A 15,676-nucleotide genomic window follows, 5' to 3' on the forward strand; every position below is an offset into this window, starting at 1 on the left:
AAATTTGGTAACTTGCTAAGGATTACCTGTTTGCCAGTTGACGGTATCATCCATGCAATGTTATGAGACCCGAAAGTAAAATTCATGAGCCATACAACGTCAGATTCTCCGTTTGATAACGGGCACAACGACCCGCTGGCCGCCTGGTTCCTTGGACCGAAAGCGGAACATGCCAGTATTTGGGGGGAAATGATCGACTACATTTTTCAGGATTATGTGCACTGGCGCAGAAATTATTTCCCCGACGACCCGATCATTGTCAACCGCATCACGAGGCGAAGCCACGACCATTGGTTCGACAAACTGACCACTGAAGTGGACGCCGTGTTGAACCAGCTAAAATCCCATTTTCCGTTCTTTTCGCCGAGGTACGCCGCCCATATGCTGAGTGAGCAAACCCTGCCTTCCGTTCTCGGATACTTCGCGGGTATGCTGTATAATCCCAACAATGTTACCTATGAGGCCGCTCCGATAACCGTTCCGCTTGAGCTGGAAGTGGGTAAAATGGTGGCCGAAATGCTGGGATATAACCCGCATACCGCCTGGGCACATATCACATCGGGCGGCACGATCGCCAATACCGAAGCCCTGTGGGTGGCAAGAACCGCACAATTTAACCCGCTGATGGTGTGGGAGTTTTGTATGCGCGAAGATATCGGCTATCAAATAAAAACACCAAATGGTGATAATATCGATATACGGGAAATGGATTTTCCCGGTCTTATTTCCCTCAAGCCATGGGATGCCATTTTTATGGTCAGGAGACTAGCCTCCTACCTGAAAGACAGTACTCCCGAACTAGCAGCTGAAAGGCTGGCCAGACTGAATCAGTTTTTCAGACAGAGCAGATTCAATATCAATAATACCGGCCTGCATAATATTCTAAAAGAAATCGGAATGCAACCGCGGATCTACGTCTCGGAAGCCGCGCACTACTCTATAAAAAAGGCGGCAAACCTGCTGGGTTACGGCGAAAACTCCGTAGTGCTTGTACCGGTGGACTCGCATTTCAGAATGAATACCACGGCACTAAGGGAAATGCTGGAAAATCAGCCGCCGGAATATTATACCGCGTGTGTCATAGCCACAGCCGGAACAACCGAAGAGGGGGCAGTAGATCCGATCCATGAAATCAAATTCATCCGGGATGACTTTCACAGTGACCACAACCGGTCTTTCTGGATCCACGTGGATGCCGCCTGGGGCGGTTACTTCCGGAGCCTCTTTTCCCACCCGGATCTGAAAGACAAATCGGGACATGGCCATCTGGATGAAGTTTGTAACCGGTATATTGAAGTACTCAACGTAGCTGAAGAGTTTCCCGTCAGGATAATGGGCCACGATACCGGTATCAGGTCCACGATCCGTTGGGACGACCCCGGCCTGTACAAAGCTTTCCTGGCAATGCCCGATGCGGACTCAATCACCATCGATCCGCATAAAATGGGCTATATCCCCTATCCCTGTGGTATTGTCGCTTTCAAGAACGGCGTAGTCACCGAGTTGATCGCTCAGAAGGCGCCCTATATTTCCGATGAGCAAAAGGGCGTCCGGCCGATCAACGAGCCTGGCGAAATTGATGCAATCGGACCCTATATCCTGGAAGGTTCGAAACCGGGAGCAGCAGCGGCGGCGGCCTGGCTGGCACATAAAACGATCCCCCTGGAAACCTTTGGCCATGGCAAAATCATCAGAACCTCCCTGCTCAATGCCCGGAAATTTAGTAAGTACCTGAATCTACACAGGTCTTTATTTAAAAAAATAGAGGAATTGATTTACGGGAAAGACGCTTTCTGCGAATTCCCGTTTACTTTCAGGCTGGTTTACGACCCCTCCGACACGAATGTGGTCTGCTTTGTAGTTGTACCCCTGCAATGGCACGATGGCGCGCTCCAGGAAAAAACGGTTTCCCTAGCGGCGCTGAATCAACTCAACGAGACGCTATACGGCAGATTGACCATCAAGAGTCACAGCCCTAAAAAAACGCCCCATGCATTGGAATATTTTGTTTCGAAAACCTGGATCGACAGTTCCCAATACGCACCGGAATCGATCGAAAGGCTGCTTCATCGATTCAATATTTCAAGGGAACAGTACCTGGACAAAGGGATCATGGTCCTTAGGTCCACGCTGATGAACCCCTGGTATTTCACCGCAGAGCGTGCAGGAATGGATTATCTGATGGACTTTCTGCTCACGATGCACCGCTATACGAGGGATATATTAAACGAAGAGTAATCGTTCCAAAGCCCGGGCATCTTTAATTTTTACAAAATACTGCCTGTTTGAAGAAAATTTATTACCTTCGCACACTCTGTTTTAGTGAATAACTGAACAGTATTAGTGAATAGTTAATTGAACAATGGCTGGGAGAAGGGAATACGATATCGCTTTTGTGGGTCTGAAACCGGGTATCCATACTTTCAGCTATGATATTACGGATAAGTTCTTTGAGTCCTTTCAACAACAGGATTTTCACCATTGCAGCGTACAGATCAAAGTGATGCTCGACAAAAAAAGTAGTTTCCTGCAGTTGACCTTTGAGATCGGCGGGCAGTTGGAGGTTGCCTGTGACCGCTGCAATAGCAATATCACCCTTCCACTCTGGGACGATTTTAAGGTTACTGTAAAAATAGCTGATGAACCCGAGAAGCTGAATGACGAAGAAGGAGACCCCGATGTGTATTATATCAGCCGGGGAGAGAGTCATCTTAACCTGGAAAACTGGATTTATGAATTCATCAACCTGAGCATACCCATGCACAAAACCTGTGGATATGAAAATGCTGATGGACCCCAGTGTAACCGCGAAGCAATCGAAAAATTGAAAAATCTGGATGTTTCGCAATCAAACACGCAGACTTCCAACCCGGTATGGAAAGGATTAGAACAATTCAAAAACCTGGAGTAAGGAATTTCCAGATATTGAACGATCAATTAACAATTTTAGTCTAGTTTTTTATTTTTAATATATAAGTTATGCCAAATCCCAAACGCAGACATAGTCAGCAAAGAAGTGCAAAACGCAGAACCCATTATAAGGCAACAGCCGCCACTTTATCTACTGACTCCACTACGGGCGAAACGCACCTGCGCCATCGTGCTCATGTGAGCGAGGGTAAGTTAATGTACAAGGGTAAAGTTGTTGCAGAAAAAGCTCCCAACAAAGCCTGAGCGCCTTTAATTCATTATACATTACCTTTAATTCCAATTACATAACCAACCAAAGTTGGCTGTATTTGGGATTTTTTAATTTTAAGGTGTTCGCGTGCTTATGAACATTGGAATTGATATGATGGGGGGGGACTACGCCCCGCTGGAAGCCGTCAAAGGCGTCAAAGAATACTTTTCTGCCCACGGCCGTAAGGGTCTTCAGCTCACCCTTTTCGGCGATATGACTGTTTGCCGGAAACTGTTGGATCAGTATGATGTACCGCAGGACAGGATCACCCTGGTGCATACGACCCAGGAAATTGACATGCACGAACACCCTACCCGGGCGTTGAAAGAAAAAACAGACTCGTCCATTTCAATAGGTTTTCACTACCTCGCCGAAGGTAAGACCGACGCCTTCCTCAGCGCGGGCAACACCGGAGCGATGCTGGTGGGCGCCATGTTCAGCATACGCGCCGTAGACGGTGTGCTAAGGCCAACTATTTCTTCATTTATACCTAAACAAAATGGCGGTACCGGACTGCTTTTGGACGTAGGCATTAATTCAGATTGCAAACCAGAGCAACTGAACCAGTTTGCCGTTATGGGTTCCGTATACTCCGAGACAATACTTGGCGTGAAAAATCCAAAAGTGGGATTGCTGAACGTGGGTGAAGAAGAAGGTAAGGGAAACCTGTTGATGCAGGCGACCTATCCGTTGTTGAAAGATAATAAAGCCATCAATTTTATTGGTAATATAGAAGGCCGCGATGCCTTCACAGATAAGGCAGACGTCATGGTTTGCGATGGATTTACCGGTAATATTATTTTGAAACTGGCCGAATCCCTGTACGATATTGCTGTAAAAGAAGCTATTGATAACACCTATTTTAACCGCTTCAATTTTGAATTATATGGCGGAACACCCGTATTGGGCGTAGAAAAACCCGTGATCATCGGCCATGGCATTTCCCACAGTATCGCATTTTCCAACATGATCGATGGCGCCGGCAAAATGCTCAACACAAATGTGCTGGGAAAAGTGAAGGAAGCTATTTGCAGTGATTATTGAATCCAGGATCTGAAAATAAATCCTTAATTTTAAAGATAAAACCGGACGATTATGACAACTCATAAGGAAGAAGATATTGTTGTGGCCAAGGTCTTTACCGATATTGCCGCGGCAACCTCAGCAAAAGAAAAGCTGGAAGAAGCCGGCATCCAGGCTGTCGTAGATGACATGAATGTGATTGGACTTTCGCCTCTGGCCGGAGTAGAAGTACGGGTTTTTCAATCAGACTATGCCCGGGCCGTAGAAATCCTTCAGGACTAAACACTTTTTCCAACATGCAAAATCGCTGGAAGCTTCTGCCGAACAGCAGGTTGGCTAAGTTTGGTGAAGTTCAGCCCCACAACCAGGTATGTAATCACACCTTATTCTACCAGTCACCCGATTCTCTTACAGTTCAAGTAATAACTTAACCGGATCCTGCTGTGTAAGTAACAAGGTGGGATTCTCCAGTAGTTCTTTTACCCTGACCAGGAAACTCACGGATTCCCGCCCGTCCACAAGTCGGTGATCATAGCTGAGCGCAACGTACATCATGGGGCGGATGACTACCTGTCCCCCCAAAGCCACAGGCCTTTCTTCAATCTTGTGCATACCCAGGATAGCACTCTGTGGTATATTAATGATCGGTGTGCTCATCAGGGAACCGAATACGCCACCGTTGGTAATTGTAAAAGTACCACCCGTAAGGTCTTCAGTTGTAAGCTTGCTGTCTCTGGCCTTTCCGGCCAGTTCAAGAACCCGCCTTTCGATGTCCGCCATACCCAGGCTTTCTACATTCCGGATCACAGGTACCGTCAGGCCACGGGGTGTGCTGACTGCTATGCTGATATCAGCATATTCGTGATAAAGGACCTGATCTCCTTCAATGCGCGAATTTACATTAGGCCACTCGGCGAGCGCGATAGAGCAGGCTTTTGCGAAGAAACTCATGAACCCAAGCCCTACGCCATGAATTTCCTTGAACTTTTCCTTGTATTTAGTTCTGATGGCCATGATCGCGGACATATCCACCTCATTAAAAGTGGTGAGCATAGCCGTGGAATTCTTTGCTTCCACCAACCTGCGGCTGATCGTCTTTCGCAGGTTCGTCATTTTTTCAAGCCGCTCGTTCCTGGAGAACAGCTCCGATCCTGTAAAAGGTTTTTTACCCGCGTTGCTCAGGGCAGACAGCACATCTTCCTTGATAATTTTTCCCTGGAAGCCTGTAGGCTGGATTTGCTTAGGGTCGACATGCTTATCCGCCAGAATTGCAGATGCCACTGGTGTGGCCTTTATATGTTCAGCGGGCTTCTGGATCGGTTTGTCTGCTTCGGTAATCGTAGCCGCAGTTAAAGTTTTTTCAATGCCGGCACTGGTTGTTTCTACGCTTTTTTCGGCGGTTGTCCCCGCTTCTTGTTCTGCCGGTTTTTCCGGTCTGGGTGCCGTATCATCAATCGTAGCCAGGACGTCACCCACCTTGAGATCATCACCCTCTTTTACCACGGCCGAAAGGAGGCCGGCTTTTTCAGCATTCACTTCAAATGTCGCTTTCTCACTTTCAAGTTCAGCTATGACTTCATCCCGTTCCACGTAATCGCCGCTGTGCCGGATCCATTTCAGGAGGGTCACCTCATTAATCGATTCTCCTACTTCGGGGACTTTGATTTCAATTGCCATAGTGTGTTTATTTGGGTTGCGGCAAATTACATTAAAAATGTGAATATTAGGGGCGCCGGACTATTTATCAGTATTTCTTTTCTTCCGGATAAACGTTTTTATTAACAGACGGTTGTGAATCAAAAAGCTCAGATCACACGAATTAGTGATAATCGGTTAGAGCGGTATATATTATATTTGATATCCATGAGTGAGAAAAATATTAGAGTTGCCGTTTTTGATGATAACACTTACCGCCGAGAGAGTCTGTGTCTGTTGATCAATTCCTCCCCTAAAATGACCTGTACGGGTACTTTTTTTGATTGCAGCAATGTTGTGTCAGATGTCAGGAAGTCCGCTCCTGATGTGGTTTTGATGGATATTGACATGCCGAATGTCAATGGTATTGAAGGTGTGAAACTCATTAAACTCAATTTCCCGAAGGTGCAGGTGCTGATGCAGACGGTATTTGAGGATGATGACAAGATTTTCGCATCGATCTGCGCCGGCGCTTCGGGTTATATCCTTAAAAAATCGGGGCCGGCACAACTTCTACAGGCGGTTGAAGACGTCAATAATGGTGATGCTGCTATGACAGCATCCATCGCCAGAAAGGTACTGACGGCATTTCAGAAAAATATTTTTATTGACGACAACGTGGAAATCAGCCTTACGCCCCGCGAACGCGAAGTGCTGGGATTCCTTGTAAAAGGCTATAGTCACAAAATGGTGGCTTCAGCCTGCAGCCTCAGCATTCACACGGTAAACACGCATATCAAAAAAATCTACGAAAAGCTACAGGTCAATTCTGTGGCAGAAGCGGTGGTCAAGGCTTTGAATCAAAAGTTGATTTGAACAGGATCTCATGTTTAGTTTTGAATATAAACGGGCGGAATGTCTATTCTGCCCATTTTTTTTCTCTGGCCGCCTGATCTTGAACCTGACGAAAAAGATGATTCACGGAGAAGACCAGGAATTCTACATTGATTCAACTGTTTTAAACGCAACAATCCGGCACGATTAAAGATCACCTTCAAGAATTAGATTGAAAAAGCAGCGCTGATAATTTCCTCCTGTTCCTCTTTATGCACTTTTGAGAAACCTGAAGCGGTAGATGCACTTGGCTTTCGACCAATAATTCCATAATTGACGGACCTGAACTGCATTTGCAGGAAAGAGGCTGCTCCCATATTCAGCGGTTCCTCCTGCACCCAAAACCAAACTGCATTTTTATATTTGTCATACAATTTCTCCAATTGTTGGGCCGGTACCGGATAGATCTGTTCCAATCTCACAATCGCAACATCCGTCCTCCCCTCTTTTTGTCTCCGGTCATTGAGTTCGAAATAGATTTTCCCTGAGCAGAACAAAACTTTCTTTATCGTCGCGGGATCCGAAACTGATGCATCATCGATCACTTCCCTGAATTTTTCAGACAGGAATTCATCTTTATGTGAATAAGATCCGGGATGTCGCAGGTTGGCCTTTGGTGAAAAGTTAATCAGCGGCTTCCGGAAAGGCCAGGCAAGCTGACGTCTTAACGCATGAAAATAATTAGAAGCGGTGGTAACATTGGTGACAACAATATTAAGTTCGGCACAAGCAAGCAGGAAACGTTCCATCCGGGCGCTGCTGTGCTCGGGGCCCTGACCTTCATACCCGTGAGGCAGCAACATAACCAGTCCGTTCATACGGTTCCACTTTGTTTCAGCGCCCACAACAAACTGGTCAATGACGGCCTGTGCGCCATTTACAAAGTCGCCAAACTGCGCCTCCCAGATAACCAGGACATTGGGCGTTGCCATTCCAAAGCCATATTCAAAACCCAGGACTGCATTTTCACTGAGCAGTGAATTATAGATCCGTAATTTGGCTGTGGCCCCGGGTATCCGCGATAACCGGTTATAATCCTTGTTAGTTATTTCGTCCCGCAAAATGCAATGTCTCGAACTGAATGTGCCGCGGCCAACATCCTGGCCACTCATTCTGACATCCGATCCATCAAGCAACAGCGTACCAAAAGCCAGCAATTCCGCTGTCGCCCAGTCGATCTTCGTCTCCGTTTCAAAGAGATTCTTCTTATCGCGAATCAGCTTTTCAACCTTTCGAAGCGGCGTAAACCCTTCCGGCAGGGTCATGATCGCATTGAAAACGGTCAACAGGTGTTCCTCTGAAACTGCGGTGTCCGGACTCTGCAAAAAATCAGTGGGCACAGCCTTCCGGAGTTTTTTCCACAACAGTTCCGGTGACTGGTACTTATACGGGAGCGGATGTTGCCTCACCTCATCCAGCCTGTCCTGGAGATCAGCCCAATATTTCTTCTCCATTTCTCTGGCCAGATCGCGTGCATCTTCTTCGCCGTTTTCAAGCAGATAGTTAACATATACTTCCCTGGGATTCGGATGTTTTTCAATCAGTTTGTACATGGATGGCTGGGTGAACTTAGGGTCGTCGCCTTCGTTATGCCCGTGCCTTCGGTAGCAGACCATATCCACAAACACGTCTTCCTGGAACTCATGCCTGTAGCGGGCTGCTATTTCGATACATTTTACGACAGCTTCGGGATCGTCGCCATTCACGTGCAACACCGGGCTTTGTACCATGGCAGCCAGAGATGTACAGTAATCTGAACTCCGCGCATCAGAAAAATCGGTTGTAAATCCAATCTGGTTATTGATCACGAAATGTATGGTGCCGCCAACTTCAAACCCTTTCAGCTTCGACATCTGGAGCAACTCATAAACGACTCCCTGACCCGCTATAGCGGCATCGCCGTGTATCAGCACCGGTAAAACCTTGCTGTATTGTTCGTTATGAAGAATATTGGCACTGCTCCTTGCAAAACCTGCCACCACCGGATCCACGACCTCCAGGTGTGAGGGGTTGGGCATGAGTTTCAGGTGTATTTTGTTACCCTGAGCGGTGAGTACCTCACTCCCAAATCCAAGGTGATACTTCACATCGCCACTGCCCATGGTCTGATTGATCTCTCCGGTACCTTCGAACTCGCTGAAAATCTGTTCGTAGGTCTTTCCGAGAATATTCGCCAGTACGTTCAGACGTCCGCGGTGCGCCATTCCGAAAACTACTTCTTTCACACCCAGTTCTTCGGATTTATTGATGAGCGCGTCAAGCGCTGGAATGGTGGTTTCCCCTCCTTCCAGTGAGAACCTTTTCTGGCCAACATATTTGGTGTTCAGGAACTTTTCAAAAATTACGCCCTCGTTCAGTTTTTCCAGAATTCTTTGCTGCTTGGTCAGCGGCAGTGGCACGTTAAAATCCTGCTCAATTTCCCGCGTCAGCCAATCAACCTTGTCCTGATCACCGATATATTTGAATTCAATCCCAACGTGATTTGCATAACATTTTTTCAGATGCCGGACGATATGCTCAAGCGTAGCCGGACCCAATCCCACGAATCTGCCCGCCTCGAAAACCGTATCAAGGTCTTCCCCCGACAGTTTAAAAAATGAAAGATCCAGGTTGGCTCCGCGGTCCTTGCGCTCTTTGATCGGGTTGGTTTTTGCGATCAGGTGACCTTTGTTCCTGTACCCCAAAATCAGCCGGTACACCGACAGCTCCTTTTCCCAGCCTGCACCCGGTTCTGCGGGAACAGTACCATTCACTTTAGGTGCTGAGCCGTTAGCGACCGCAAAATCGAAGCCTTCAAAAAATTTGCGGAAATCCGGGTCAACACTTCCGGGGTCAGCCACAAAATCGCGGTACATATTTTCAATAAAACCCGGAGAGGAACCCATGATATAAGAAAAATCTTTCATTGCAAACTAGAAGATTATATATTTTTAGAGTTTTAATTTAACTGCCCAATGAAAACCCTAAGGTACAACATTTCCGCCGGTTTTCAACGGTTTGCCAAGTTTTTGGCCCGTACACCAGATTTCACCGGCGGGATAAAGAGCACGAAAATATTATTTTTTGCCGCCGTATTAGATTTTTACCTTACCTTTGCCGTCCAAAATAGAATAAATGGCCAATCATAAAGCTACAAAAAAAGACGCGCGTCAGGCTGCAAAACGCAGGGATAGAAACAAGTATTACGGCAAGACCACCAGGAACGCCATCAGGGATTTCAAGGCTGCCGATACAAAAGATGCTGCGGCAAGTCTCCCTTCAGTGGAAAGCATGATTGATAAGCTGGCACGCAGAGGCGTTATCCACAGAAACAAAGCTGCCAATCTGAAAAGCAAGCTGGCTAAGCGTTTGAGCGCAGCCGCCCCAACAGCCTGATCATAAAAGAACAATCGATATAATCTCAAGGGAGAAGGACAAGACTGTCCTTCTCTTTTTTTCTACCCCCCATTTTGGAAAGTATCTGTAGCTTTTTTAACACTCCCCTCTGCAAGCAGTAACCGGCGGGCGGTTTCGTAGTCCCGGATACCGGTCTTTTCCATCAGCATCTGCGTACCCCGGTCCACCAGTTTTTCATTCGTAAGCTGCATATTGACCATCCTATTGCCTTCTACCCTGCCCAGCTGAATCATCGCAGTGGTGGAGATCATATTCAGCACCAGTTTTTGAGCGGTACCACTTTTCATGCGGGTGCTGCCGGTCACAAATTCAGGTCCCACGATCACTTCAATCGGAAAGTCAGCAACGGTGCTAACCTTGGCATTCGGGTTACTGGTAATACTACCCGTGATGATATGGTGCTCCCTGCATTTTCTCAGGGCGCCGATCACATAAGGTGTACTGCCGCTTGCAGCGACACCTACAACCACGTCATTTTCGCTGATCTGATGTGCCTGCAGGTCTTCCCAACCCTGTAACTCATCATCCTCGGCATTCTCTACTGGCGTAGTAATGGCTTTTTCACCACCTGCTATGATACCTATCACTACACCGGCAGGCATTCCGTAGGTCGGGGGTATTTCACTGGCATCCAGGATACCAAGCCTGCCACTGGTGCCGGCGCCGATGTAAAACAGCCGTCCACCCATCACCATTTTATCAATAATGGCTTCTACCAGTTTCTCGATCTGAGGTATGACCGCTTTTACTGCGAGCGGTACAGCCTGATCCTCAATATTCATTGCAGTGAGTAGTTCTAAAACAGACATACTCTCGAGATGGTCGTACCTGCTTGGCTGTTCCGTTATCTTCTCTCCCGACATATAATCAACTAGAAATTTTTAAAGTAATTATTCAGCGTGATAATTTATTAATCCGTCTATAGGCTTCTGTAATATCTTTCCCAATTCGAATCCATAGCTTTCACAAAGTTCTTTCAGCACATCCCGGAATCCAAAGGCAACACCGCCTACAAAATGAACCGGGTATTTCCATGACTCCTGGTATTTGCAAAGGTGGGTAAAAAAGAAATCATTGAGACCATCCTCAATGATATTCTCAATCATATAATGCCCACGGTTTTCGGCCAAAAACTTCGTGAAAGATGCCATATACCTGTTGGCCAGCGGTTTCCGATACACGTTTTCGAGTATTTCGGCGCCATTAGTCAGGTAGGATGCATCAAACCGGGCCATTAAATCCTCATCGAAGGTGTTATACATAAAATACTGCAGTACTTTCCGCCCCAGGTAAGCACCACTTCCTTCATCTCCCAGTACATATCCCAACCCCGGCTTGTTCTTGTTAATCTTCCGCCCATCATAATAACAGGAACTTGATCCTGTTCCCAGGATACAGGCAATACCCCTGGAGTGTCCGCACAAACCCCGGGCCGCACCTTCCACATCATGACTCACCATCACCTTCGTCTCCGGAAAGACCTTCTTCAAACTTTTTTTGACCATTCTGGCATTGTCCGGATTGAGACAACCCGTTCCATAATAAAATATCTGATCGATTGCTGAATTTTTTGTTAGAGGCACAAGCTCTTCTTTCAAGAGGTTTATCAGTTTTGCTTCATCCAGAAAATAGGGGCTGATGCCCGAAGTAAGAAACGTTTTGACTTTCTTGTTTTTGACCAACGCCCATTCCGTTTTGGTGGCGCCGGCGTCTGCAATTAACTGAATGGGAGGCATCAGGAAGAAATTTCTCAAATATACCACTATTAGGAATAACTCCGCTATTCGTGGAGGTTGTCACGCTTCCTGCATTTTTAATAACAGATGGAGAGTACCCTTGAAAGGGCATTCATCGCTTTATATTTCAAAAATCCCGGATATTACTCCGGATTAACAACAAACTTTGGCTATTTTGCAGTCCCGAAAATAAAAATTAATGAAAAAGAAGTTTGAGGTTTGGCTCCCGTTGATGTTTTCGGTGGTGATGATCATTGGAATGTATCTTGGTTACAGATTTAGCAGTGCACAGCCCGGCGACAGGTTCTTTAAACTGCCCAAAAGCAGCGCCCTGCAGGAAGCGCTGGAAATTATCAAGTTGAAATATGTGGACTCTGTTCGTTCCGATACCCTTGAAGCCGCCGCTCTCACAGAAATGATGAACAGACTGGATCCGCATTCGGTTTACTTACCTCCTGTTCAACTGGAAGAAGCCACTGAGGATCTTTCGGGAAATTTTCAGGGCATTGGCGTGGAATTTAACCTGATCAGAGACACCGTAAATGTAACCTATGTAATAAAAAACGGCCCCAGCGAAAAAGCGGGAATACAGATAGGAGATCAGATCATTAGGGTGAATGACTCCTCCCTGGTGCAGAAAAACGTTACCAGCCTTAGAATCCGGAATCTTATTCGCGGGCCCCAGGGATCGAAGGTGGCATTGCTGATCCTCAGGCATGGCAAACCACTGACAGTTGCGGTAACGCGCGAGTATATTCCTTCGCCCAGCGTTATTGCCGCCTATATGGTGGACAAGCATATCGGCTATATCAAACTTGATAAGTTCACGACAAACAGCTACCGGGAGTTTATGGGAAATGCGGATAGTTTGAAAAAGCTGGGGATGAACGAGATGATTTTTGATTTGAGAGGGAACGGTGGCGGCTATATGGAACAGGCCGTTGACATTGTTGATGAATTTTTGGATGGAGACAAACTGATCGTTTATACCCTGGGTACCAATAGCCCGAAAAAAGAATATCGCTGTAAGCGGCCCGGGATCTTTGAAACAGGCAAAGTGGTGGTACTGGTTGATGAACTGTCTGCCAGCGCCAGCGAAATTGTAAGCGGCGCGCTGCAGGACTGGGATCGCGCTACCATCGTGGGCAGGCGGACATTTGGAAAAGGACTGGTCCAGGAACTGTTCCCGCTGAGCGATGGGTCAGCGATCAAGCTGACCGTCTCCAGGTATTACACACCGCTGGGTCGCAGTATACAAAAACCTTACTCACAGGGTAAGAAAGTGTACATGGATGAGGTGTGGGAACGCTATGCCAATGGTCAGGCTTTTTATGCAGACAGTAATAAAGTAAAGAACGGAAAACAATACCGAACTCCCGGTGGAAGGCTGCTGTATGGGGGTGGCGGTATTATGCCGGATATATTTGTGGGGCTGGATACTGCAAGGGCCTCGGCTCAAATTAACCGGTTATTTTTTAGCGGATCCTTTAACGATTTCCTGTTTCATTATTACCTGCAGAATCCCCAGGTACTAAACGCTTACAAAGACGTCCGCGAATACACCGACAATTTCCAGTTACCACCGAAAATCTGGCATGATTTCGTAACTTGGGCTAGGAAAGATTCGGTGAACCTCTCGGTTATTCCGGCAGAGGAAAAACAAAGGGTGGAGTACCGGATGGCCGCCTACCTGGCAAGGTTCAAATGGAGGGATCCCGGATTTTACCAGGTGTTCAACAAACATGATCCCGCCTTTATTAGGGCGGTCGAAGCTCTCAAAAACAAATAGACCCGGATTTCTTATCCGGATTTGGGTCAGTCAAAAATCTCAAACCTGTCATTACACCATTCACATGGACATAAAAAATAATATCTTAGAAACTATTGGTAACACCCCATTGATCCGGTTAAACCGGATTACCCGGGATTTCCCCTGCACTGTACTTGCCAAAGTGGATTATTTTAATCCCGGTAACAGCGTGAAAGACCGGATGGCCATCAAGATGGTCGAGGTGGCCGAGCAGGAAGGCAAACTTAAACCCGGCGGAACCATTATCGAAGGCACGAGCGGCAATACGGGTATGGGGCTCGCGCTGGCTGCCATCATCAAAGGTTACAAATGCATTTTTGTAACCACCGACAAGCAATCCAGGGAAAAAGCGGATGTGCTGAAAGCAGTGGGTGCTGATGTGATTGTTTGTCCGGCGAATGTGGAACCTGACGATCCGAAAAGTTATTACAGTGTGGCGGCAAGGTTGGCTGAGGAGATCCCAAATTCCTATTACATGAACCAGTATGATAACCTGGCTAACCGGTTGGCGCACTACGAGACAACCGGTCCGGAGATCTGGAAACAGACGGATGGAAAAATAACCCATCTGGTGTGCACGGCTGGGACCGGCGGCACGATCACGGGTACAGCGATGTACCTGAAGGAGATGAACCCCGATATCCTGGTTTGGGCGGTGGATGTTTATGGATCCTTGCTGACTAAATTTTTCCGCACGGGCGAGGTGGATATGAAAGAGGTGCACCCTTATTTCAGCGAAGGCTTTGGTGAAGATTTTGTCCCGAAGAATTACGATATGAGCGTTATCGACGTTTTCACACAGGTTACCGACAAAGACGGCGCTATTATGGCCCGCAGGCTGGCGCGGGAAGAGGGATTGTTTTGCGGATATAGCGCCGGAAGCTGTGTGCAGGGACTGATGCAGCTACGAAGCAGTCTGACCAAGGATGATTTGGTCGTTTGTATTTTTCATGACCATGGTAGCAGGTATGTTGGAAAAATTTATAATGATCAATGGATGATGGAGCGTGGTTTCCTGGAAGTTAAAAGTATCCAGGATATTGTCAACTCCAGGTCAGGGCCTGCGGAACTGGTCAGCCTGAGCCCCGACCAAACGGTGGCCGAAGCTGTGGAGCTGATGAAGGTTTTTGACATTGAGAATATTCCGGTGATGCTGAATGGTGAGCCTGTTGGCGCCATCAGTGAAAACGGGTTGTTCCAGCGGATATTTACGAATCCCGACCTGAAAAATGAAAAGATCGAAAAAGTGCTGGAAGCGCCACTCCCTGTTGTGGATTTTTCAACATCGGTCGAAAAAATCAGACTGCTGATCACCCGCGATATCGGGGCTGTGATGACAAAGGATGAAGTAGGCAATTATCACATTATAACAAAATATGATGTGATTCAGGCGCTGGGGTGATGATTTCGATGCTTTCTGAAATGGTGTCCTGGGTTTTAAATAAAGAGGAGACTAGTTTTCCCTACTAAAAATACATCATCATGAGCATCGGATAGGAATAGTAGGTCTTGCAAATAAAAATTATAACAACGACTATGCTAAATCTCAAAATACCAACTATAATTATATTACTAGTATTTATATTTTGGGGGTGCCAATTAAAAAATGAAAACAGGCCTGCCATAACAAGGTCTTTTTTTAACGCAATCGCTACTTTTTCTGTAAAGGATTCCAGCGAAATAAAAAGACGTTTTTTGGATACAAGTAACCTCTCCAAAGATTCAAAAATATTTCTACAACTATTATCTTCTGTTCAAAAGGATATTTCTAATAAAGAATTCAGCAGATTCAGTGTTGCCAGCTATGACAATCTGAAAAAAAAAGACCAAAATATATTTATGGAAAATTTTACACAGGAAGATATTTATGCTGTAAAGTACGAAGATAAACCTTATATATATGTATTGTTTAATGGAGACAGGGTGCGCTCTTTTACCACGATGAATAAAGGCACATACAGATATTTTGTGAAGCTGTAGTATGGTATCCCCGCGACGAAC

General features: G+C 46.5%; 14 protein-coding genes. 10 read left to right on the forward strand and 4 right to left on the reverse strand.

Annotated features, from left to right (window positions below; all coding sequences use genetic code 11):
• Window positions 1–84 precede the first annotated feature (84 nt).
• The 5 genes from AC3WS5_RS10260 to AC3WS5_RS10280 all read left to right on the forward strand — a co-directional run bounded on the left by AC3WS5_RS10260 (window position 85) and on the right by AC3WS5_RS10280 (window position 4,486).
• The gene (locus AC3WS5_RS10260; protein ID WP_492467279.1) at window positions 85–2,238 is read left to right on the forward strand and encodes a pyridoxal phosphate-dependent decarboxylase family protein; all 2,154 of its coding nucleotides are present in this window, start codon (window positions 85–87) and stop codon (window positions 2,236–2,238) included.
• Between the two features lie 124 nt (window positions 2,239–2,362).
• A complete protein-coding gene (locus AC3WS5_RS10265) occupies window positions 2,363–2,911 on the forward strand; it encodes a YceD family protein (protein ID WP_492467281.1) in 549 nt (182 codons plus the stop codon).
• Window positions 2,912–2,979: 68 nt separating this feature from the next.
• On the forward strand, window positions 2,980–3,174 hold the full coding sequence (gene rpmF / locus AC3WS5_RS10270) for a 50S ribosomal protein L32 (RefSeq protein WP_492467282.1): 195 nt from the start codon (window positions 2,980–2,982) through the stop codon (window positions 3,172–3,174).
• 100 nt (window positions 3,175–3,274) lie between these two features.
• Window positions 3,275–4,225: a phosphate acyltransferase PlsX gene (gene plsX, locus AC3WS5_RS10275; RefSeq protein WP_492467283.1), complete on the forward strand. Its 951-nt coding sequence runs from the start codon at window positions 3,275–3,277 to the stop codon at window positions 4,223–4,225.
• Between the two features lie 51 nt (window positions 4,226–4,276).
• A complete protein-coding gene (locus tag AC3WS5_RS10280) occupies window positions 4,277–4,486 on the forward strand; it encodes a putative signal transducing protein (RefSeq protein WP_492467285.1) in 210 nt (69 codons plus the stop codon).
• A 126-nt stretch (window positions 4,487–4,612) separates the two neighbouring features.
• On the opposite strand, the gene odhB is transcribed toward AC3WS5_RS10280, so the two are convergent.
• Window positions 4,613–5,881, reverse strand: coding sequence for a 2-oxoglutarate dehydrogenase complex dihydrolipoyllysine-residue succinyltransferase (odhB, locus tag AC3WS5_RS10285; RefSeq protein ID WP_492467286.1), 1,269 nt, complete (start codon window positions 5,879–5,881; stop codon window positions 4,613–4,615).
• A gap of 186 nt (window positions 5,882–6,067) precedes the next feature.
• Between odhB and AC3WS5_RS10290 the strand changes: the two genes are divergently transcribed.
• Window positions 6,068–6,715 (forward strand): response regulator transcription factor, encoded by a 648-nt coding sequence (locus AC3WS5_RS10290; protein WP_492467287.1) that lies wholly within the window; start codon window positions 6,068–6,070, stop codon window positions 6,713–6,715.
• A 185-nt stretch (window positions 6,716–6,900) separates the two neighbouring features.
• Here the strand turns inward: AC3WS5_RS10290 and AC3WS5_RS10295 are convergent, their stop codons facing one another.
• Window positions 6,901–9,639 carry a 2-oxoglutarate dehydrogenase E1 component gene (locus AC3WS5_RS10295; protein WP_492467288.1) on the reverse strand — a complete coding sequence of 913 codons (2,739 nt, stop codon included), beginning with the start codon at window positions 9,637–9,639 and terminating at the stop codon, window positions 6,901–6,903.
• Window positions 9,640–9,847: 208 nt separating this feature from the next.
• Between AC3WS5_RS10295 and rpsT the strand changes: the two genes are divergently transcribed.
• Window positions 9,848–10,108, forward strand: coding sequence for a 30S ribosomal protein S20 (gene rpsT, locus AC3WS5_RS10300; RefSeq protein ID WP_492467289.1), 261 nt, complete (start codon window positions 9,848–9,850; stop codon window positions 10,106–10,108).
• 62 nt (window positions 10,109–10,170) lie between these two features.
• Here the strand turns inward: rpsT and murQ are convergent, their stop codons facing one another.
• Together murQ and AC3WS5_RS10310 are read right to left on the reverse strand one after the other, a co-directional pair.
• Window positions 10,171–10,992, reverse strand: coding sequence for an N-acetylmuramic acid 6-phosphate etherase (gene murQ / locus AC3WS5_RS10305; protein ID WP_492467290.1), 822 nt, complete (start codon window positions 10,990–10,992; stop codon window positions 10,171–10,173).
• A 27-nt stretch (window positions 10,993–11,019) separates the two neighbouring features.
• Entirely contained in the window at window positions 11,020–11,883 is an 864-nt protein-coding gene (locus tag AC3WS5_RS10310) for an N-acetylglucosamine kinase (RefSeq protein ID WP_492467291.1), read from the reverse strand.
• Between the two features lie 181 nt (window positions 11,884–12,064).
• Between AC3WS5_RS10310 and AC3WS5_RS10315 the strand changes: the two genes are divergently transcribed.
• The 3 genes from AC3WS5_RS10315 to AC3WS5_RS10325 all read left to right on the forward strand — a co-directional run bounded on the left by AC3WS5_RS10315 (window position 12,065) and on the right by AC3WS5_RS10325 (window position 15,655).
• On the forward strand, window positions 12,065–13,654 hold the full coding sequence (locus AC3WS5_RS10315; RefSeq protein WP_492467292.1) for a S41 family peptidase: 1,590 nt from the start codon (window positions 12,065–12,067) through the stop codon (window positions 13,652–13,654).
• A gap of 64 nt (window positions 13,655–13,718) precedes the next feature.
• Window positions 13,719–15,077: a pyridoxal-phosphate dependent enzyme gene (locus tag AC3WS5_RS10320; RefSeq protein ID WP_492467293.1), complete on the forward strand. Its 1,359-nt coding sequence runs from the start codon at window positions 13,719–13,721 to the stop codon at window positions 15,075–15,077.
• 293 nt (window positions 15,078–15,370) lie between these two features.
• Window positions 15,371–15,655, forward strand: a complete 285-nt coding sequence (locus AC3WS5_RS10325) for a hypothetical protein (protein ID WP_492467294.1) — start codon at window positions 15,371–15,373, stop codon at window positions 15,653–15,655.
• Window positions 15,656–15,676: the final 21 nt, after the last annotated feature.

This window comes from Niabella sp. CPT15-335-S11, assembly GCF_058792415.1.

Bases quoted from the DNA above. Each gene is read 5' to 3' on its own strand.
- AC3WS5_RS10260 (WP_492467279.1), top strand. From the start codon at position 85: ATGAGCCATACAACGTCAGATTCTCCGTTTGATAACGGGCACAACGAC.
- AC3WS5_RS10265 (WP_492467281.1), top strand. From the start codon at position 2,363: ATGGCTGGGAGAAGGGAATACGATATCGCTTTTGTGGGTCTGAAACCG.
- rpmF (WP_492467282.1), top strand. From the start codon at position 2,980: ATGCCAAATCCCAAACGCAGACATAGTCAGCAAAGAAGTGCAAAACGC.
- plsX (WP_492467283.1), top strand. From the start codon at position 3,275: ATGAACATTGGAATTGATATGATGGGGGGGGACTACGCCCCGCTGGAA.
- AC3WS5_RS10280 (WP_492467285.1), top strand. From the start codon at position 4,277: ATGACAACTCATAAGGAAGAAGATATTGTTGTGGCCAAGGTCTTTACC.
- odhB (WP_492467286.1), bottom strand. From the start codon at position 5,881: ATGGCAATTGAAATCAAAGTCCCCGAAGTAGGAGAATCGATTAATGAG.
- AC3WS5_RS10290 (WP_492467287.1), top strand. From the start codon at position 6,068: ATGAGTGAGAAAAATATTAGAGTTGCCGTTTTTGATGATAACACTTAC.
- AC3WS5_RS10295 (WP_492467288.1), bottom strand. From the start codon at position 9,639: ATGAAAGATTTTTCTTATATCATGGGTTCCTCTCCGGGTTTTATTGAA.
- rpsT (WP_492467289.1), top strand. From the start codon at position 9,848: ATGGCCAATCATAAAGCTACAAAAAAAGACGCGCGTCAGGCTGCAAAA.
- murQ (WP_492467290.1), bottom strand. From the start codon at position 10,992: ATGTCGGGAGAGAAGATAACGGAACAGCCAAGCAGGTACGACCATCTC.
- AC3WS5_RS10315 (WP_492467292.1), top strand. From the start codon at position 12,065: ATGAAAAAGAAGTTTGAGGTTTGGCTCCCGTTGATGTTTTCGGTGGTG.
- AC3WS5_RS10320 (WP_492467293.1), top strand. From the start codon at position 13,719: ATGGACATAAAAAATAATATCTTAGAAACTATTGGTAACACCCCATTG.